Here is an 18,431-nt window from a genome sequence, read left to right as displayed (position 1 = left end):
GCGTATGAACAACCCTGTTTCTCTCGGCATAGACCTCGGCACTTCAGAACTCAAGGCGATCCTGATGGACGCCGACGGCGCCGTGCTGGCCCATGCCGGCGTGCGTTTGAGCGTGTCACGGCGTCACAGCGGCTGGTCCGAACAGGCGCCGCAGGATTGGTGGCAGGCGTGCCTGCAGGCGCTCGACCAACTGCGTGCCCATGAAGCCTATGCCCGCGTGGCGTGTATTGGCCTGTCGGGTCAGATGCACGGCGCGGTGGTGCTGGGGGATGACGACCGCGTGTTGTACCCGGCGATGCTGTGGGACGACTCGCGGGCCATCGCCGAGGCAGAAACCCTGGGGGTGGGATTTGCCGAGGTCACCGGCAGTCTGCCGATGGCCGGGCTGACCGCGCCGAAACTGCTGTGGCTGCAACGCCACGAACCCGAGGTGTTCAAGGCGATTGACTGCGTGCTGTCGCCCAAGGACTACCTGCGTTTGTGCTTGAGCGGCGAACGTATCAGCGAAATGTCGGATGCTGCCGGTACGTTATGGCTGGATGTGGCGCAGCGTGAATGGTTCAGCCCCATGCTGCACGCCACCGGCCTTGAGCTACGGCAGATGCCCCGGCTGGTGGAGGGTGGCGCGGCGAGTGCGGTGTTGACTGCGAACGTTGCGGCACGTCTGGGCTTGTCATCTGAGGTGGTGATTGCCGGTGGCGGCGGCGACAACCCGGTGGCGGCCGTCGGCATTGGCGCCGTCAACGCCGGTGATGGCTTTATCACCCTGGGCACCAGTGCGGCGATTGTCGCGATTACCGATCACGCCGCCGGTAACCCTGCCAGTGCGGTGCACAGCTTCTGCCACGCGCTACCCAACCGCTGGTACACCATGGGTGCCATGTTGGCCGGCGCCAGTTGCCTGCGTTGGGTAACGCGCCTGACCGGCACGGTGGATGAACAGACGCTGTTGGATCAGGTACAGGCGCAATTGCCCATGGGCCAGCCGGTGCCGTTGGATACGCCGCTGTTTCTGCCGTACTTGGCAGGTGAGCGCACGCCGCATAACGATCCGTTGCTGCGCGCAGGTTTTATGAGCCTGGGCCATGACTGCACCCCGGCCATGCTTGGTTATGCGGTGATGGAAGGCGTGGGTTTTGGTTTGCTCGACGCGTTACGTGCCGTGCAATCGACCGGTGCCGACGTGACGTCCTGTGCCCTGGTGGGCGGCGGTGCACGCAGCACGTACTGGGCGCAGTTGCTGGCGAATATCCTGCAGCGGGAAATCTTCACCTTGCACGGCAGCGAATTGAGCGCCTGCATCGGCGCGGCGAAGCTGGGGTTGCTGGCGATCGGGCAGGGCGGCGAGTTGTTGGCGGCGGGGATGCCGGTCAAGACGCGGTACCTGCCTGACCCTGCGCAGCACCCGGGGCTGATGGCGCGCCATGCCAGGTTCCAGGGGTTGCTGCCGGCCGCCACGGCGCTGCATGCCTGAAGCGGTTGTGGTTGTGGCGAGCTGGCTTGCTGTGGCGAGCGGGCTTGCCCGCGTTGGGGCGCGAAGCGGCCCTGTATTTACTGCAAATATTTTGGGGGTATTTTGGGGGCTGCTGCGCAGCCCAACGCGGGCAAGCCCGCTCGCCACAACAAGCAGGCTCGCCACAATTCAGCAATCAGCCAGCGGCGGCAAGCGTCGTTTGACCGGGGTTTTCTTGACAATGGCCGTGTTGGTTTCGGCATAGGCGTTGAGCCGGTCGAGGAGGGTGTCCAGGTGGTCCATGGTGCGCACGTGCAGGCGGGCGATAAAGCAGTCATCGCCGGTGACCTTGTCGCACTCGGTGAACTCGGGAATCGCCTGGATCTGGCGTTCCACCTCCTGCAATTTTCCGGGCAACGGGCGAATCCGCACGATGGCTTGCAACAGGTAGCCGAAATGTTTGGGGTCGATGTCGACGGTGTAGTGGGTGAGCACGCCGCGCTCTTCCAGGCGACGCAGGCGCTCACCAACACTGGGCGAGGACAGCCCGGTAATGCCCGCCAGGGCCTTGAGTGACAGCCGCGAGTCGTCCATCAAGGCGGCGATCAGTTGCTGGTCGATGGTGTCAATCATGCTGTCTGCCTAATAAGAAAAGGTGATTGTCGATGTTTGCCTATTTTTGTCGCTGGAGCCGCTGTTCGCCAGATTGCCATAATTGAGCCTCACTTGAGGAGCATCAATCGTGGACACATCTATCCGTCGCGGGTCGTGGGAAATGGTCGCCGCCATGCTGATCTCGGGCACCATCGGCTGGTTTGTGCTGGTTTCGGGCGTGTCGGTGATCGAAGTGGTGTTCTGGCGTTGCGTGATCGGCGCGCTGACGCTGTTGCTGGTCTGCGCGTTGCTGGGCTACCTGCGCCTCGAGCTGCTCAGTTGGGCCAAGCTCGGCTTGGCGATGCTCAGCGGCGTGGCCATCGTCGGCAATTGGCTGCTGTTGTTCGAGTCATATTCCCGCGCCTCTATCGCCATCAGTACGGCGGTGTACAACGTGCAGCCATTTATGTTGGTGATGCTGGCGGCGGTGTTTCTCGGGGAGCAAATCACCCTGCAGAAACTCGCGTGGTTGAGTGTGGCATTCCTGGGGATGTTGGCGATTGTCACCGCCCATGGCGAGCAACAGGCCGGTGGCGCGGATTATCTGGCGGGGATTGCGCTGGCCCTGGGCGCGGCGTTGCTGTATGCGATTGCCGCACTGATCATCAAGCGCCTGAAGGAGGTGCCGCCGCATTTGATGGCCCTGATCCAGGTCACCACCGGTGCGGTGTTACTGGCGCCGCTGGTGCCGTGGCATAGCCTGGCGGAATCGAGCCATGCCTGGGCCGCGCTGGTCACACTCGGCGTGGTGCATACCGGGTTGATGTATGTGCTGCTGTACGGGGCGATCCAGAAACTGCCGACTGCGCTTACCGGCGCGCTGTCGTTTATCTACCCGATTGCGGCGATCCTTGTGGACTGGATCGCTTTCGGGCACCGCCTGGGCTGGCTGCAGTGGTTGGGGGTTGCCGCGATTCTGCTGGCGGCTGCCGGGTTGCAGCGGGGCTGGTGGTGGCCCCGCTCCCCGAGTGCTAGTGCGTGCCCTGAAAGATGATGTTTTCCGGATTGAAGTGGCCCACACCGCTGCCCGGCTGCGGCAGACCGAGGATATGCCCCTTGATCTTGCCCACCACGTGCATCTCGCACGGCTTGCAGTCGAACTTCAAGGTCAGCACTTCGTCGCCGTGGATCAGTTGCATCGGCGCCACCTTGGTCTTCACGCCCGTCACACCCTTGGCCTGTTTCGGGCACAGGTTGAACGAGAAGCGCAGGCAGTGCTTGGTGATCATCACCGGTACTTCGCCGGTTTCTTCGTGGGTTTCAAAGGCCGCGTCGATCAGCTTCACCCCGTGCCGGTGGTAGAAGTCGCGGGCCTTCTGGTTGTAGACGTTGGCCAGGAACGACAGGTGCGCTTCCGGGTACACCGGCGGCGGGGTGGTCTCGGCCTTGCGCCCACCACGCGGGTGCGCGGCGATACGTGCGGCGGTCAGCGCTTCGATCACTTCGCGGCGCAACGCCTTGAGCTGCGAGTTGGGGATGAAGAACGCGTGCGGCGCGTCCAGCTCGATCTGGGTGGCGTGATACTCGGTAGTGCCGAGTTGGCCAAGCAGATCGCGCAGGGTGTCCAGCGCTTGTTCCGGCTTGTTGGCCACGCCAAACGGGCCGGGCAGGGTGACGCTGGCGCGGATGCCTTCTTCGCTGGTGGCCGTGACGTGCAGTTGGTCTTCACGCAGGCGTGCGACCCATGCCAGGCCGATTCGGCGCTCAGCGGAGGTCTTGAGCAAGGCCTGTTGCCAGTTATGGTCCAGGTTGCGGTTCAGCGGGTGGTTCGGCCGCAACTGATGCAGGCCGGCCGGCATTTCATTCGGCTCGACGCGGTAGCGGTAGCGCTTCTGGCCATCTTCTTCGAACTCGCCTTTGGCTTCTGCGATGTTGGCGCGGAACCCCACGACTTCACGCTTGATCAACACATTGAGGCCGTCGCCATTGGACAGCGGCTCATGGGTGACCACCTGCAAGTCACGCTTGCCGGCTTTTTCCACCACGCCCACCGGCAGCCCGGTAAACGTCGGGGTGTCGAAGGCGCCGATGTCGATCTTGCGGTCGGTGACGAAATAGTCGGTGCTGCCACGGTGGAAGGTTTTTTCCGGGTCGGGCAGGAAGAAATGCGCGGTGCGGCCGCTGGAAGCGCGAGCCAGGTCCGGGCGGTCTTCAAGGACGTCGTCGAGGCGCTGGCGGTAATAGGCGGTGATGTTTTTCACATAGCCCATGTCCTTGTAGCGGCCTTCGATCTTGAACGAACGCACGCCGGCTTCGACCAGCGCGCGGATGTTGGCGCTCTGGTTGTTGTCTTTCATCGACAGCAGGTGCTTTTCAAAGGCCACGACGCGGCCCTGGTCGTCTTTCAAGGTGTACGGCAGGCGGCAGGCCTGGGAGCAGTCGCCACGGTTGGCGCTGCGGCCGTTCTGCGCGTGGGAGATATTGCACTGCCCGGAAAACGCTACGCACAGGGCGCCGTGGATAAAGAATTCGATGGCGGCATCGGTTTCGTCGGCGATGGCGCGGATTTCCTGCAGGTTCAGCTCACGGGCCAATACCAACTGCGAGAACCCGGCCTGGTCGAGAAACTTGGCGCGGCCCAGGGTACGAATATCGGTCTGGGTGCTGGCGTGCAGCTCGATCGGCGGAATATCCAGCTCCATCACACCCAGGTCTTGCACGATCAGCGCGTCGACACCGGCATCGTAAAGCTGATGGATCAGCTTGCGCGCTGGTTCCAGCTCGTTGTCATGCAAGATGGTATTGATGGTGGTGAACACGCGGGCGTGGTAACGGCGGGCGAATTCGACCAGCTGAGCGATATCGCTCACCTCATTGCACGCGTTATGGCGGGCGCCGAAGCTTGGGCCGCCGATGTAGATGGCGTCGGCGCCATGCAAGATGGCCTCGCGTGCGATGGCGACATCGCGGGCAGGGCTGAGCAATTCCAGGTGATGCTTGGGCAAGGACATAGTTTTTTTAGTCAGGCTTGTCACGGTTGAGGCGCGCATTGTAGCTGTGAAATGCCTGACCGGCACCACCTCAGGCTTGAGCGGCCATCGCGGTGACTTCCACGCGCATGCCGTCTACCGCCAATGCGGCCACGCCAACCGCAGCGCGCACGGGCCAGGGCTTGGCGAAGAAGCGTTTGTAGACCTCGTTGAACGCGGCGCGGTCGGCCATATCGGTCAGATAAATGGTCAGATGCATCACCCGGTCCATGGAGCTGCCGGCTTTTTCCAGGGCGACTTTCAGCGCTTGCAGGGTGCATTCGCTTTGCGCGGTGATATCGCCCAGTTCCAGGCTGCCGTCGGCGCGGGTCGGGATCTGGGTGGAGACCAGGATGCCGTTGAAGCCGATCACGTCGGAAGAAATCGAGTCGGCATCCGGGTCGGGGGTGTAGGACAGGTCGTGGTTGGCCATGGGCGCCTCTGGTTGGCTGTAACAGAAGGCGCCATGGTCCCCGAAAATCAGAGCTGGGGCAAACCGCCGGTTACACCCAGCGGCGGAACAACACGCTGGCATTGACGCCACCAAAGCCGAAGCCATTGGACAGCGCGTACTCCATCGCCATTGGGCGTGCCGCGCCACGCACCATGTCCAGGCCATCGGCGAGGGCGTCCGGGTGCTCCAGGTTCAGCGTCATCGGCGCCACCTGATCGCGCAGCGCGAGCACGGTGAAGATGGCTTCGATGCCACCCGCCGCGCCGAGCAAATGGCCGGTGGCGGATTTGGTCGAGCTGATGGCCAGCCCGCCGGTAGCACCGAATACCGTCTTGATCGCCGCCAATTCGCCTTTATCACCCACCGGCGTCGAGGTGGCGTGGGCATTCAGGTACTGCACCTCAGCCCCCTCGATCCCGGCCTGGCGCAGCGCCTGCGTCATCGCCCGACGCGCACCATCGCCGTCTTCAGGCCCGGCCGTCATGTGGTAGGCATCGGCGCTGGTGCCGTAGCCCACCAGCTCGGCAATCGGCTGCGCGCCACGAGCCAGGGCATGTTCGAGTTCTTCGATGACCAGGATGCCGGCGCCTTCGCCCATGACAAAGCCGTCGCGTGCCTGGTCGAACGGCCGCGAGGCGCGCTCAGGCGTGTCGTTGAAATCGCTGGACAAGGCCCGCGCCGCAGCAAAACCGGCGAGGCTCACCCGGTGAATAGCGGCTTCGGCACCGCCACAAACGGCCACATCCACTTCGCCGGCGCGGATCATCCGCGCCGCGTCGCCAATGGCCTGCACGCCTGCCGCACAGGCGGTGACCGGAGCGCCCAGCGGGCCTTTCAAGCCGTAAGTGATCGACACATGCCCGGCGGCCATGTTGCTCAGAAACGATGGAATGGTGAAGGGCGACAGACGCCGCGGGCCTTTGCTGTCGGTGGTGCGAACCGCATCGGCAATCGCCGGAAAGCCGCCCACGCCCGAGGCGATGATGGTGGCGGTGCGCTCCTGCGCTTCAGCGGTTGTCGGGGCCCAGCCGGCTTGCTTCAGTGCCTCATCCGCCGCCGCCAGCGCGAACAGGATAAAACGGTCCATCTTGCGCTGTTCCTTGGCCGCCAACAGGCGATCAGGATCAAACCCGGCCTCGGGGTCCTGCAACACGCTCTGCACCTGGCCGCCGATGCTGATGGCGAGGTCGCCGATCAGTTCTTCCGGCAGCCGACGAATCCCCGATTGCCCGGCCAAAAGGCGTTGCCAGGTGGCTTCCACGTCAGCACCCAGCGGCGTCAGCGCGCCCATGCCCGTCACGACTATACGTTTACTCATGATCAATCGACTCCGGTTGTGTTGAAGACCCTATGGACGTCACTATCATCATGAAAGTAACATGCCCTCACACAACTTTGTACACGCACACAGGAACCCGCATGCAGCGCACATCCCTCACCAGCGACGAATGCCCCATCGCCCGTAGCCTCGACCGGGTAGGGGAGTGGTGGAGCATCCTGATCATGCGCGACGCGTTGCACGGCTTGCGGCGCTTTGATGAATTTTCCCGCAGCCTGGGTATCGCGCCGAACATGTTGACGCGCCGTCTGAATGCGCTGGTGGAGGCGGGGATGCTCGAGCGTCGCCGCTACAGTGAACGCCCGCCGCGCCATGAATACGTGCCAACGGCCAAGGGCGAGGATTTTCGCATGGTGCTGATGTCGCTGGTGGCCTGGGGCAATCGGCATTACGCCGAGGAGGGCACCAGCGTGGAGGTGGTTGAGCGTGAGACGGGCCGGCCGTTGCAGCCAATGATGGCGAGCGCCGAAGGGCAGGTGGTGGCTTGGGAACATTGCGTTTTGCAAGCGGGCCCGGCAGCCAGCGAGGGCATGCGTGAGCGGCTGGCCTCAGGTGACGCAAAGCGCTGACAGCCTGCTGTTTTTCACCGTTATTTGACGTCAGAAAATAATCATTTTTACCGCGTAAAGTCGCGTATTTCGCAGCCGATAGCCAAGGATGAAACAAGGTTCTTCGCACGGCTGAGGGTACGTCATGTTCAATACAGCACTTAAAACAGAACTGGCGGCCAGGACGGCCGAAGTCACCGAATACAAAGGACTGATAGCGGCACTGGAGCGCTCGATGGCCGTGGTCGAATTCGACCTGAACGGCAAGGTGCTGCGCGCCAACGACAACTTCCTCAACACCCTGGGCTACCGCAGCGACCAGTTGGCCGGCAAGTCCCATCGCGACTTTTGCTTACCCGCGCTGACCAACAGCCCGGCGTACGCGCAATTCTGGGGCGAGCTAAAGGCTGGCAAGTTCGTGTCGGGCACCTTCAAACGGGTAGACGGCAACGGCAAGACCATCTGGCTGGAAGCCAGTTACAACCCGGTGCTGGACGATCGCGGCCAAGTGCTGAAAGTGGTCAAGTACGCGCTGGACGTTACCGCCAAGGTCGAGCAAGAGGCGGCCACCCGCAGCAAGCTGGCCGCGCTGGACCGCGCAATGGCGGTGATCGAGTTCGACTTGCGTGGCCAGGTGCTGGACGCCAACCCGAACTTCCTGAATGTGATGGGCTATTCGCTGGCGGAAATCAAAGGCAAACATCACCAGTTGTTCTGCGAACCGGCGCTGGTCAACAGCAATGAATACGCAGACTTCTGGCGCCGCCTGAACAACGGCGAGTTTTTTACCGGGCAATTCAAGCGCCTGGGCAAACACGGCCGGGTCGTGTGGTTGGAGGCCAGCTACAACCCGGTCTACGACGGCGACGGCACGTTGATCAAGATCGTCAAGTTTGCCAGCGACATCACCGAGCGCGTCGAGAAGTTCGAGGAAGATTCCCGTGGCGCGTCCCGGGCCTACCATATTTCCTCCGAGACCGAGCGCTTTGCCGAGCATGGCACGCAGGTCATCCAGGAGACCGCCAGTGAGATGCGCCGCATCGCCGACAACATCGGTGCGTCGGCGCGGTTGGTTGGGCAATTGGGCGATCGCTCCGAGCAGATTACCGCCATCGTCAATACCATCCGCGGTATCGCCGACCAGACCAACCTGCTGGCGCTGAATGCGGCCATCGAGGCGGCGCGTGCCGGGGATCAGGGCCGAGGTTTTGCGGTGGTGGCCGATGAAGTGCGGCAACTGGCAGGGCGTACCAGCCGCTCCACGGCGGAAATCGCCGAGATGATCGGCATGATCCTTTCCGAAACCCGTGATGCGGTGACCAGCATGAACGCCACCCAGGAAGGCGCGCAACGCGGCGTGAGCCTGGCAGACCAGGCGGGGTCGGTGATTTTGCAGATTCGCACCAGCACCAGTGATGCGGTGGAGGCGGTCAGCATGTTTGCGTCGAAGCTAGATGAATCCGAGGTCATCCCTAAAACCGCCGTCGGCTGGGTCGGGTAACCCCCGAACCTGTGGCGAGGGAGCAAGCTCCCTCGCCACAGGGGCCGCTTTACAGCAAGGTGAAAGGGTAGTCGACGATCAACCGCAGCTCGTTCAAGTCACCATCACGCTGGTCGGCGTTCGACGCAACAATCGCATCGCGCACGCGCAGCGACAGGGTTCTTTGCCGGGCCGCTCTGGACCACGTATTTGGCTTCCACATCGGTTTCGTGGTGCGCGCCGTCGGCCCCGTAGTCGCCCGCATAGGCGCTGCCGACCGGCGTGTGGGTGCCGTTGATGTCCGAGCCGTTGATGTAGCGGGTCATAAAGCTCAGCCCCGGCACGCCATAGCTGGCCATATTCAGGTCGTAACGAATGCCCCAGGACTGCTCGCCCGGGCCGTTGAAGTCGCCCCACTGCACCGAGTTGGCCAGGAACACCGAGTCGCCGCCTTCACCGGCGCCATTGTTGCCGGTGCCGATATAGTCAAAGGGCGTGTCGCCATGCACCTTCTGGAACGACAGCGTCAGGGTGTGGGCCTGCAGGAACGAGTACGCCGCCGCCACCGAGTAGGTCGTGTTATTGATCGCCCCGGCCTTGGCGCTGCCGGTGTCGAGGGTGCGGTACAGGTTGCCGTCGAGTGCCAGCGACTGGTCGTGCCCCAGTGGGATCACGTAGTTGAGATTGGTGTAGTACTGGCGCCAGATATCTTCCAGTTCACTGGCGTACAGCGTCGCGCTCAGTGACGGCGTGAAGGTGTACTTGCCGCCGACGAAGCTCGCACTGTTGGCAGGGACATTCGCGTAGGTGGCGTACATATCGTGGTCATGGTTGCTGGTCATGCCACTGTTGGTGCTGGTGAAATGCCCGGCTTCCAGGTCCAGGCCGGCGATTTCGCTGCTGGTGAGGTCGAAACCGGTGGCGGTCTGCGGTAGCAGGCGGGTACCGCCGGTGGCGAAGACCGGCGCGGTGGGCTGCATGTCGCCGAATTTGAGCTGGGTTTTGGAGATTTTTATCTTCACCGCCGCACCGACAGAACCGTAGGCATCTTCGGGGTCGCCATGCCGGTCGGTCGGCAGGTTGCCGGTGCCGGCGTCCGCGTGTGTGGCGTCGAGTTTCAACCCGCCGTAGGCGTAGGCATCCACGCCGAAGCCGAGGGTGCCCTGAGTGAAACCCGAGGCGTAGTTGAGCATCGCGCCCTGGGTCCAGTCCCGGTTATCGGCCCGGCCGCCTTCACGGTTGCGGTCGAAATAATAGTTACGCAACAACCCGGTGACGCTGCTGCCTTCGATAAAACCTTTCGAATCGGCCTGGTCGGTCACGGCGTCGGCAAACGCGATTTGGCTGAGACTGGCGCACACCGCCAGCGCTAACAGGCTGCACTGTTTGATCATGTTATTAGTTCCCCGGAATAATTAACGCGCACACAAACATCGCACTTATTGGATGGCGCACACCGTTGTTTTGGCAGATGTTTTTAAGGTCAGGCGTTAAGTTTTTTATTGTGTTCGACGTGGTTGCCGAAGCTGATTCTAAGCACAGTTCACGCGGCCCGCAGCCAGGCGCAGGATTAAACTTGATTAATTAAACTTCACTATTTTTAACCGGCAGAGGGTGTAGCGTTGGCGCTGTCTTGGCCGCTCTGCTTGGACAAAAGCCTTTGGTTGCCGCCGCACACCCTGCGGCGGATTTTTTCGTGCTTAGTTAAGTAAGGCTGTATGCATACTTAACACGATGGCTATATGACTCGATCCAAGCCTGAATGGCTGGAGGAGGAGGGCAGCGCGGGGGATGTTCCGGCGCGAGCATGAAGGTTCGACCTTGCGGGAGAACCTTGGGCTGCCTCGGCCGGCGAACCGGTTTTTCAGCTGATTACTCTTTTACATCCATGAACTCTTGCGCCCAGGCCACGTAGCTTTCCGGCAACGTGTAGGTGTGCGTCAGCTCGGTCGCGCTGAGGTTATCGGTGCTGTGAGTCAACTGGCGCTGGGCGCGCAAGCTGTCGTAGGTGGCCTTGATCGCGGCAAAGTAAGCACCGTGGCCGGCAACCACCACGCGCACACCGAGGCTGGCCAGACGCTTGGCGTCATTGAGTTTAGGGTTGCCATAGGTCACCAGCATCAGCGGCACCGTCAGGTTCTGCGCGATCTTTTCCAGGTGCTCGAAATCCGCCACACCGACCATGCAAATCCCGTCGGCACCAGCCTTTTGATAGGCCAGGGTGCGTTCGATCACCGCTTCGGTCGGCAACACGCCGGCGTTGGTGCGGGCAATGATCGCCAGTTCGGGATCAACCCGCGCTTCCAGCGCTGCCCGGACTTTGCCGATGCCTTCGCCGATGGAGATCAGGTCGGTGGATTTGCGCCCGAATTGCGCGGGCAGCAGGGTGTCTTCAATCGTCAGGGCGGCAACACCGGCGCGCTCAAGCTCTTCGACGGTGCGCATCACGTTGAGCGCATTGCCGTAGCCGTGGTCGGCGTCGGCAATAAAAGGCAGTTGGGCGACACGGCCGATACGGGTGGCCTGTTCAACAAACTCACTCAGCGTGATCAACGCAAAATCGGGCGCGGCCAGTACCTGCAACGAGGCGACGGAGCCACCCAGAATGCCAACCTCAAACCCCAGGTCGGCGGCGATACGCGCTGACATCGGGTCAAATACGGAAGCGGTTTCTACGCAGGCGGGTGTTGCAAGCAATTCACGGAAATTGCGGCGTAGCGCTGAGTGAGATTTTTTCGGCATGTTCTTTCCTGGCTCTGGTCATCGTCAAGTGACGATCAATGTCTATTCGTGGTCGCGCGAGATTACCATGCAGGCGGGCCGGGGATTATGACGTTTGAGAATGGGGTATGCGCGAATCACATACGCGTGCTCTTTATTTGTGCAGTCACTCCTGGGAGGAGCAAATTTACCTGTGAAAGTGCATGTTAGAGTGCTCACCTATCTCTGTTCATGATGTGAAGAATGAAACGTCCGTTGTTTGTTTCTCTAGATGGGCCCAAGGGCGTCGGTAAAACCACACTGTTGGAGGCCGTCACCAAAGTACTGAGGGCAGATAACCAAACGGTGATCCGACTGTGCGAAAGCAAAAGCGACCCCTACAGAGCGCAAACAATGGCCCTGGTGAATAAACTCGTGAGGAATCCCACGCGGGATCTGGAGTTGGAAGTATGCGAACGCTTTGCGGATAGCCGTCACTGGATCTCCCACCAGGTGCTGGTTAAACAGCCACCAGCCAGCATTATCTTGATTGATCGCTGGTACCCGTCGGATGCCGCGTTTCGCCACATAGTCCCGTTTGCAGAGATTTTGCAGCTGAACATGGATCGCAACGTGCAAGTGCCAGATCTGCATGTCGGTGTTGTCACCGCGCCTGATATTTCATGGAGGAGGGCAGCGGCGCGCCGTCGCGGCCTGGGCAGTACGCTGATTCATGCGCAGGAACAGCATGTCGCGTGTACCCGCGCATTCGAGCAAGCGATTGCGGACCATGGCTGGGTTTTATGCCGTAATGAAGGAACAATCGAAGAGGCAACGATGCACGTGGTTTCTGAGATCTATGGTGTTCTGAAGCGATCGGCAACCACTATCAAGTGCGTCGAGATGAAGTCTATATTCAGTCAATCTTGAGCAAGGAGCCTTAAATGGATTTTCAGGTATGGCAAGCCGTCTTCGCGTTGCTTATTCCCGCTTCGACGTTATACGTAACATGGCGCCACACCACGGCCAGCATCTCTCATCAGCGAACACAACGCTTGCGTGATCTGGTCCATTCCGGAGAGTGGTGCAAGGCACACCCGCTGGTGCTAGTGATGGACGTACGCGAGGCTTTTAATATGCGGATCAATCTTGATGCGCGAGCATTGCGCCTGGCATTGGGGTATCAGGACCATGCCTATGCAGCGCTCAAGGACTACCTCGTCGCCCGTGATTTTGTGCATATATCCGAAGACGGCCGTCGCTTTCAACGCATGGCACAAGGTAACAATGCCAAGACCTACGGGAATTTACCCCTCTACGTAATTTTGATTGGGTTGGGTGTCTACACCGCATTCATGGGGCTACATTTTTACTTAGGCGGGCTTGGACAACCTGAAGCCTGGTTGGCTTTTTTACCCGCCGTTCTCTGCCTGCTGCTCTCAATGAAACTCACCTTCAGCCTGAGCGCGGCTAATCGCCTGTTTAAACTTTCGCCGCCTGATCAGAGTGATGCTGTGCAGTCCGTGTTTGAGGATATGGAACGGGCACACTGAGCGAATGCTGCGATGGGGTTAAGCGTCAGTGTTGACGTGTCTGTATCCAATAACCTCCGCATTCACCCTAACCCCTTGCCACCATTACGACTGCCCGCAAAAATTCCACAAACCACCGATTTTTCAAAACGCAAATTTCACAAGTTCGCGAAACACAAAAATCAATATTTGTGTATAAAACAATAGCTTATAAACTTGCGAAATTTCCAGTTGCACCGCCCTTAATTGCTGCTAAACCTTAAAGAATATTACTCACTTGAGGTAAGTTGTAATGACCTATGTCGGCGCATTTGTCACGCACGGAGATGACCCCGAGCTTTACATCGTCACCGGCAAGGTCTCAGCGGGTGCTCGCGTCCGCATCCTCAAGTGGGGTAAAGGTCAAGTCAGGACTGCCAAGCAGAAGGATGTTTTGGTGATTCCGGCGCTGGTCGCGGTCGAGCGTCTACGCATCTTGATCGTGGCACAGACCCCGAAAGGAAATCACGATGTCCTAGATGGGAAAGAGGATTTGGTGGCAGCCGCGTACGCCTACATTTCCAGCCACGAGTCAGCATTTTACACTGCGCGGATGGCTAGGCGTACGAGCTTGAGCGCTGGCCGGGTAGACACAAGCGTCGCAGCGAAGAAGTCCCACAAGCCCCAGCCAGCTCAGCACACCAGACACCTGAAACCTCCAGTACAGTCAGAACCGTCATCCAGGATCCTTCCTTATGAGGAGGACTTCATCAGGGAAGGTGTCATCACCGAAATGGTGGCATCAAACTTGGTTCTCACTGACGCAGGTCAAATCGAAGTCTTGGGCACCAAAGTCGATCTGTGCCGGCTGATCCAAATCTATTGCGCAACAGCAGGGGTGAGCGCACCCACGAAATCCCTCATGCTCCGTCGAATCCATGACATCACGACATTCCTCTCACAGGGCGACCCTGACCCTACAGTGATCGCCACTCCGCGTGGACTGATCTTTGACATCAAGGGGATGGAGCCATGACCGCCCTGGTGCGTATCGGTGAGCTAGTTACAGTTGATGAAGTCAGTGAAGCCATCGACGCTAAAGTCGCGAGATCGCCAGGCGAGTTCGCCCCCAGCGAAGAGCAGGATTCCACGCCTGTTGAGGGCAATCCGGGCATCGACGATCCAATGGCCGCTGAAGAAGTATCAATCCCTAGTCCGGCGTTCTCGGTTTACGAAGTGGTCACCTACGACCTCACATCTAACACCTACAGGCTCAAAACGATAATCGGCGTGGAGACCTTCCGTACTGTCTCTCAGAAGAACGTCGTCACAATGGATGGCCATTTTGACAAAGCAGCCATCGCAGCATTGGCCGAGCACCACGAGCACTTTCGAGCAAGTCTGGGTGAGCATGAGCCAGTTCCGGTTACTGAAGCTGAGAGCGAGGCGGAAACGGAGGCTCAACGGCGAACGGATATAATGCGTCAGCACTGCGCGAAGGTCGATCCGATTTCCAAGCGCCAGGCCATGGCGGAATTGAAGGTCGGCCCGACTATCTTCCACAAAATAAAACGCATCTATCTTCTGAACCCTGATTGGCGAGCGCAGATAGCGGGTAAAGATGGCAGACGCCCAGGTGAAAAACGCATCGACCCTGATGTGGATGCGATAATCACTGCAGTGTTTGATAGTCATCGTATTAACTATGGTGCCAACGACGCTGAGGCGCTGGATGAGATCCAGCTGCAGTGCAAAAATATCAACAAGCGTCCTCCCAGCCGTACCACTGTGTGGAGACGTTGGCATGCACTTTCGGAGAGAGATCGGCTTAAGTCAACTGATGGGCCTGAAGCAGCGCAAGCGAAGTTCGGTAATTATCCCACACCCACTGTGGAAGAGTTCTATCCCGGGAGAATTCATGATATTGACCACACGCCATTAGACTGCCATGCGCTTTCTCCTACGGGTGACCCTTTGGGCAGGGCCTTTCTCACGCTCGTCCGTGATCGAGACACACAGGGCATCATGGGGTTTGCACTATTATTCGGCGCTCCAAAACGCGCTAGCATATCTGCAGCCGTACATATGGCCTTATGTCCCAAAACGGCGCTTTTGGCTAAGTTCGGACTTTCTCATCTCCATTGGCCACTCTATGGAAAGCCGGTGCAATATGTCGTAGATCATGGATCTGATTTAATGGCCGAAAGCTACAGGGTTGCCTGCGACCACGAAGATATCAAGCACATCCCACGACTGCGCCCTGAATCGGGAGGCGGGGTGGAGAGGGGCTTAGGGATACTAAACCGGAGCTTCGTCCAAACCTTGGATGGTGCCACAGCCTCTGCCACTAAGAAGGGGCCTGGTTATAAGCCTCATAAAAAAGCAGTTTACACATTAGAGAGACTGACCGAGCTCATAATCGTCTGGATATGTAAGTTTAATAACAAGAAAGGTCGCAAAGATCAGTTGTCGCCCAATCAGCGCTTTGAGCGAAAATATGGTCTGCACGACGGCGTGATAATTCCACCGCCGACAGTCTCCGACCCAGGCCGATTTGTTATTGATATTCTAGAAGGGCGTGAGGTAACCGTAGCACGTAATGGTGTTGTTACGCGCGAATTGGTTTATAAGTTCGGGCCTTTCTCCAAGATGGTCGGCGAGAAAATTTATATTAAGATCGACCCAAATAATCTTCACAGGATATGGGGGCTTCATAAAGATCACTGGCATCCCCTCTGGTTGGTCAATCCGCACACTGAGCCACTCACTTTAGCTGAGCAAAAGATGATCCTGAAGGCAAGGCGTGAAGACACCGACGCTGATGACAAGCGCCTGGATGCTCAGGAGCAACTCAACATCATCAAGGCGAAGGGCAAGAAGGAGGCTAAAGCCATCCAGAAGGCTCAGGAGGATGTCGCCCAGCTCGAGCGTATGGGGCATTTCGGGCCGACGCAAGCGCCCAGTGAACCCGATGATGCGAAGCCAACTAAGCCTATGCCGATCATCATCGCCGAGTTGGATGAGGACATATGAACGATCACCTCACCAGGAAGACCCGCGAGTATTTACTCCTGCCACCCGAAGAGCGCGCGCTCTTGTGCTACCGAGATGTGTGGGTACCCCATCCCTACGGTACCGCGCTGACTGAATGCGCCAAGCTTCTGGTGTCGTTGCCGAGGGTAAAGGCGAATCCCGGGATGGCCGTTATCGGGGCTCCTGGCGTCGGAAAAAGCAGGCTCGCTCAGCGGTGGAGCGAGGAGAGCTCTTCCGACAAGGGAGGTTGGGCAGGAAAGGTCATGTACATCGATCTGTCCAATCGCAAGAAAGGTGTCGATCTGGAGAAAAGGTTCCTGCAGGAACTGGGGATGATTGTCCGTGGTAAGGCTTACACTTTCAGTCCCAGAGACTACGCAGAAGCACAGCAGTCTGTCCGACGGCTCAATATCCGCGCAGTCATTTTCGACGAAGCCCATGGTCTTGACCGGCGCGTGACGAGCCAGCGGCTCCACAATATGTTCGAGGCATTGAAGGGCTTCTCTAATCAGGACTGGGGCTTGAATGTGATCCTGTGCGGTACCAACGAGCTCCAGGATATGCTGGAGCTCGACGACCAGATTCAGTCGCGTTACGGGCATCGCACGACTGAGCTGCCTGAATGGGAAAAAGACAATCTGCTTGCATCCTTCATTGCGTCCTTCATGTGCTACATGCCCCTGCGACTTCCATCCGGAGTGTCATCAACCCTTTTCCGCGACAAGCTGTACGAATTGGCGTTGCCTGCGCGTGTTGGAGCCAAGACACAGAAGGGTAAAAAATTCCGGGCTCGTAGCAAGTGCAGCTCACTGAGAACCATGATCGACATTTTGAAGGAGGCATGTCGCCACGCCGTTATTTCGGGTGAGGAGTACATCGATGTCGTGAGCCTCCAAACTGCAGCAGATAGGCTTCATGGGAAAGCCGATGCTCAGGCCCTCTTGATCCAGAATGCGCGGATCACCATGGCAACGAGTGAGTGAGGAATGCGAGCCATCAGACCTGTTGGGGACTTGTCCCCGTGGATTGCGAATACTAGCAATGACTCGGTCTTACGGGACTGTCTGGCTGCGATTGCCGAGCATCAAGGAACGATGCCCCGGGCCATCTGCATCACCGGACTATCGGGGGCCGGGTCGTCCATGCTGATGGAAAGAGTATCCGCCCGAGCGCGTAAGGATGGAAAGCGAGTGCTGATGCTGGATGACACCCCGTTTCCTGGGAACAAATACTTGCACGCTAAATTGCTCCATTGCCTGGGGGTGGGTACGGTAAGTTCCATACCCTGCTTCCATGGCCTATCGAACATGTGCGCCGGGATTTTAGAGTTGCGGCAGTACGATGTATTAGTCATGGAGGATGCGCAGAAATACAAAGACGTTGAGTATCGGGGCGTCCGTCCTAACATGGAGACACTTTTGAGCATTCCCCGCCTGCGGCGTCCGCCCTTGCTCATACTTAGTGGGCTTACTGACGCAGTAGAGCTCCACCATGCAAGACTCGTGGATGCTGGCATTCCTAGCGAGATCAAGGTGCTGCAACCGATGAAGCTTGATCAGGACTACCAAGCTTTCGTGGAAAGAGTCTGTCAGGCATATTCGTTGGGCTCAGACCTCCTCATGTCGCTTGATATCTCCCAGTTGTATCGCGAATCACATGGACTGATAGGCCTTACAGTCAGGATTATTCAGTGGTTGTATCTGCAGCGTGGCGCCATCGCTCGAGCCTCACGGAGCAAGGTCTATCAGCAGTTGCTTGTCGAGAACGAGCACGACGAAGATTTCGAAGACGGGGCTGGCGACGGGCCACCCGTAAGCAATGAGTAGGGGCTCGACGGTGCGTGCGTTTTACGGGCTCCTGAAGCCACTGCACGACGAATCACTGTCGTCGTGGTTGAACCGGATGCTCCATCTAAATTACGTCGATTCGACTTTCGAGACAGAAATCCTACGCCTGGCGGCCCGAGACCCCGGAGTGAAGGGTGATTTAGATCTGATTTACAAATCTTCTGCATTTCTAGATCTGTTCAAGTGCAATCATAGGCCCCAAATCCTTGCTCAGTTTGAGATGGTTGAATCCCACACAGTCCCGTCCGGAGTAGACAATAAATATTGCCGGTTGTGTTTTCAGAACGACATCAGCGCCTGCCAGACACCAATCTGGCGAAAGTCATGGAAAATGCGCGGCGCATCTGTGTGCGTACTTCACGATCGTCCTGTCCTCCTTACCCGGCTTATTGAGCGGCCAAAGGATCTACGGGATCGGGGATGGCAGGGCTACTAGGAGTATC

Annotated in this window: 16 protein-coding genes and 1 pseudogene; 11 read left to right on the top strand and 6 right to left on the bottom strand. The window is 58.9% G+C overall.

Annotated elements, in window-relative coordinates; genetic code table 11:
* Positions 1–4: 4 nt before the first annotated feature.
* Positions 5–1,474 carry a xylulokinase gene (gene xylB / locus LRS56_11610; protein WDU65037.1) on the top strand — a complete coding sequence of 490 codons (1,470 nt, stop codon included), beginning with the start codon at positions 5–7 and terminating at the stop codon, positions 1,472–1,474.
* A gap of 168 nt (positions 1,475–1,642) precedes the next feature.
* On the opposite strand, the gene LRS56_11605 is transcribed toward xylB, so the two are convergent.
* Positions 1,643–2,086, bottom strand: a complete 444-nt coding sequence (locus LRS56_11605; GenBank protein WDU65036.1) for an Lrp/AsnC family transcriptional regulator — start codon at positions 2,084–2,086, stop codon at positions 1,643–1,645.
* A gap of 109 nt (positions 2,087–2,195) precedes the next feature.
* Between LRS56_11605 and LRS56_11600 the strand changes: the two genes are divergently transcribed.
* Positions 2,196–3,101, top strand: a complete 906-nt coding sequence (locus LRS56_11600) for a DMT family transporter (GenBank protein ID WDU65035.1) — start codon at positions 2,196–2,198, stop codon at positions 3,099–3,101.
* On the opposite strand, the gene LRS56_11595 is transcribed toward LRS56_11600, so the two are convergent.
* The 3 genes from LRS56_11595 to fabF all read right to left on the bottom strand — a co-directional run bounded on the left by LRS56_11595 (position 3,079) and on the right by fabF (position 6,848).
* Positions 3,079–5,058, bottom strand: a complete 1,980-nt coding sequence (locus LRS56_11595; GenBank protein ID WDU65034.1) for a U32 family peptidase — start codon at positions 5,056–5,058, stop codon at positions 3,079–3,081. The genes LRS56_11600 and LRS56_11595 overlap by 23 nt on opposite strands.
* Before the next feature lie 70 nt (positions 5,059–5,128).
* On the bottom strand, positions 5,129–5,509 hold the full coding sequence (locus tag LRS56_11590; protein WDU65033.1) for a RidA family protein: 381 nt from the start codon (positions 5,507–5,509) through the stop codon (positions 5,129–5,131).
* Between the two features lie 70 nt (positions 5,510–5,579).
* Positions 5,580–6,848, bottom strand: coding sequence for a beta-ketoacyl-ACP synthase II (fabF, locus tag LRS56_11585; GenBank protein ID WDU65032.1), 1,269 nt, complete (start codon positions 6,846–6,848; stop codon positions 5,580–5,582).
* A 101-nt stretch (positions 6,849–6,949) separates the two neighbouring features.
* Here fabF and LRS56_11580 point away from each other — a divergent pair, with 101 nt between their 5' ends.
* Positions 6,950–7,438: a helix-turn-helix domain-containing protein gene (locus tag LRS56_11580; GenBank protein ID WDU65031.1), complete on the top strand. Its 489-nt coding sequence runs from the start codon at positions 6,950–6,952 to the stop codon at positions 7,436–7,438.
* A gap of 124 nt (positions 7,439–7,562) precedes the next feature.
* Positions 7,563–8,918 carry a PAS domain-containing methyl-accepting chemotaxis protein gene (locus LRS56_11575; protein ID WDU65030.1) on the top strand — a complete coding sequence of 452 codons (1,356 nt, stop codon included), beginning with the start codon at positions 7,563–7,565 and terminating at the stop codon, positions 8,916–8,918.
* Between the two features lie 49 nt (positions 8,919–8,967).
* Here LRS56_11575 and LRS56_11570 read toward each other — a convergent pair.
* Together LRS56_11570 and LRS56_11565 are read right to left on the bottom strand one after the other, a co-directional pair.
* A pseudogene (locus LRS56_11570) lies at positions 8,968–10,291 on the bottom strand (OprD family porin).
* Between the two features lie 478 nt (positions 10,292–10,769).
* Complete coding sequence (locus LRS56_11565) at positions 10,770–11,639, bottom strand: oxaloacetate decarboxylase (GenBank protein ID WDU65029.1); 870 nt, start codon at positions 11,637–11,639, stop codon at positions 10,770–10,772.
* A gap of 222 nt (positions 11,640–11,861) precedes the next feature.
* Here LRS56_11565 and LRS56_11560 point away from each other — a divergent pair, with 222 nt between their 5' ends.
* The 7 genes from LRS56_11560 to LRS56_11530 all read left to right on the top strand — a co-directional run bounded on the left by LRS56_11560 (position 11,862) and on the right by LRS56_11530 (position 18,424).
* Positions 11,862–12,527 carry a dTMP kinase gene (locus LRS56_11560; protein ID WDU65028.1) on the top strand — a complete coding sequence of 222 codons (666 nt, stop codon included), beginning with the start codon at positions 11,862–11,864 and terminating at the stop codon, positions 12,525–12,527.
* A 14-nt stretch (positions 12,528–12,541) separates the two neighbouring features.
* Positions 12,542–13,150: a hypothetical protein gene (locus tag LRS56_11555; GenBank protein WDU65027.1), complete on the top strand. Its 609-nt coding sequence runs from the start codon at positions 12,542–12,544 to the stop codon at positions 13,148–13,150.
* Between the two features lie 271 nt (positions 13,151–13,421).
* Positions 13,422–14,144, top strand: coding sequence for a hypothetical protein (locus LRS56_11550; GenBank protein WDU65026.1), 723 nt, complete (start codon positions 13,422–13,424; stop codon positions 14,142–14,144).
* A complete protein-coding gene (locus tag LRS56_11545) occupies positions 14,141–16,141 on the top strand; it encodes a Mu transposase C-terminal domain-containing protein (GenBank protein ID WDU65025.1) in 2,001 nt (666 codons plus the stop codon). The genes LRS56_11550 and LRS56_11545 overlap by 4 nt, the downstream gene beginning before the upstream one ends.
* Positions 16,138–17,124, top strand: coding sequence for a TniB family NTP-binding protein (locus tag LRS56_11540; protein WDU65024.1), 987 nt, complete (start codon positions 16,138–16,140; stop codon positions 17,122–17,124). Before LRS56_11545 ends, LRS56_11540 begins: the two co-directional genes overlap by 4 nt.
* Positions 17,125–17,337: 213 nt before the next feature.
* The gene (locus LRS56_11535) at positions 17,338–17,967 is read left to right on the top strand and encodes a hypothetical protein (protein ID WDU65729.1); all 630 of its coding nucleotides are present in this window, start codon (positions 17,338–17,340) and stop codon (positions 17,965–17,967) included.
* Positions 17,960–18,424: a TniQ family protein gene (locus LRS56_11530; GenBank protein ID WDU65023.1), complete on the top strand. Its 465-nt coding sequence runs from the start codon at positions 17,960–17,962 to the stop codon at positions 18,422–18,424. Before LRS56_11535 ends, LRS56_11530 begins: the two co-directional genes overlap by 8 nt.
* Positions 18,425–18,431: the final 7 nt, after the last annotated feature.

The organism is Pseudomonas poae, assembly GCA_028869255.1.
In the GTDB taxonomy this organism is placed as follows: Bacteria; Pseudomonadota; Gammaproteobacteria; order Pseudomonadales; family Pseudomonadaceae; genus Aquipseudomonas; species Aquipseudomonas poae_C.
This window is presented reverse-complemented; position numbering and strand designations above follow the sequence as displayed.

Bases quoted from the DNA above. Each gene is read 5' to 3' on its own strand.
- xylB (WDU65037.1), top strand. From the start codon at position 5: ATGAACAACCCTGTTTCTCTCGGCATAGACCTCGGCACTTCAGAACTC.
- LRS56_11605 (WDU65036.1), bottom strand. From the start codon at position 2,086: ATGATTGACACCATCGACCAGCAACTGATCGCCGCCTTGATGGACGAC.
- LRS56_11595 (WDU65034.1), bottom strand. From the start codon at position 5,058: ATGTCCTTGCCCAAGCATCACCTGGAATTGCTCAGCCCTGCCCGCGAT.
- LRS56_11590 (WDU65033.1), bottom strand. From the start codon at position 5,509: ATGGCCAACCACGACCTGTCCTACACCCCCGACCCGGATGCCGACTCG.
- fabF (WDU65032.1), bottom strand. From the start codon at position 6,848: ATGAGTAAACGTATAGTCGTGACGGGCATGGGCGCGCTGACGCCGCTG.
- LRS56_11580 (WDU65031.1), top strand. From the start codon at position 6,950: ATGCAGCGCACATCCCTCACCAGCGACGAATGCCCCATCGCCCGTAGC.
- LRS56_11575 (WDU65030.1), top strand. From the start codon at position 7,563: ATGTTCAATACAGCACTTAAAACAGAACTGGCGGCCAGGACGGCCGAA.
- LRS56_11565 (WDU65029.1), bottom strand. From the start codon at position 11,639: ATGCCGAAAAAATCTCACTCAGCGCTACGCCGCAATTTCCGTGAATTG.
- LRS56_11560 (WDU65028.1), top strand. From the start codon at position 11,862: ATGAAACGTCCGTTGTTTGTTTCTCTAGATGGGCCCAAGGGCGTCGGT.
- LRS56_11555 (WDU65027.1), top strand. From the start codon at position 12,542: ATGGATTTTCAGGTATGGCAAGCCGTCTTCGCGTTGCTTATTCCCGCT.
- LRS56_11550 (WDU65026.1), top strand. From the start codon at position 13,422: ATGACCTATGTCGGCGCATTTGTCACGCACGGAGATGACCCCGAGCTT.
- LRS56_11545 (WDU65025.1), top strand. From the start codon at position 14,141: ATGACCGCCCTGGTGCGTATCGGTGAGCTAGTTACAGTTGATGAAGTC.
- LRS56_11540 (WDU65024.1), top strand. From the start codon at position 16,138: ATGAACGATCACCTCACCAGGAAGACCCGCGAGTATTTACTCCTGCCA.
- LRS56_11535 (WDU65729.1), top strand. From the start codon at position 17,338: ATGCTGGATGACACCCCGTTTCCTGGGAACAAATACTTGCACGCTAAA.
- LRS56_11530 (WDU65023.1), top strand. From the start codon at position 17,960: ATGAGTAGGGGCTCGACGGTGCGTGCGTTTTACGGGCTCCTGAAGCCA.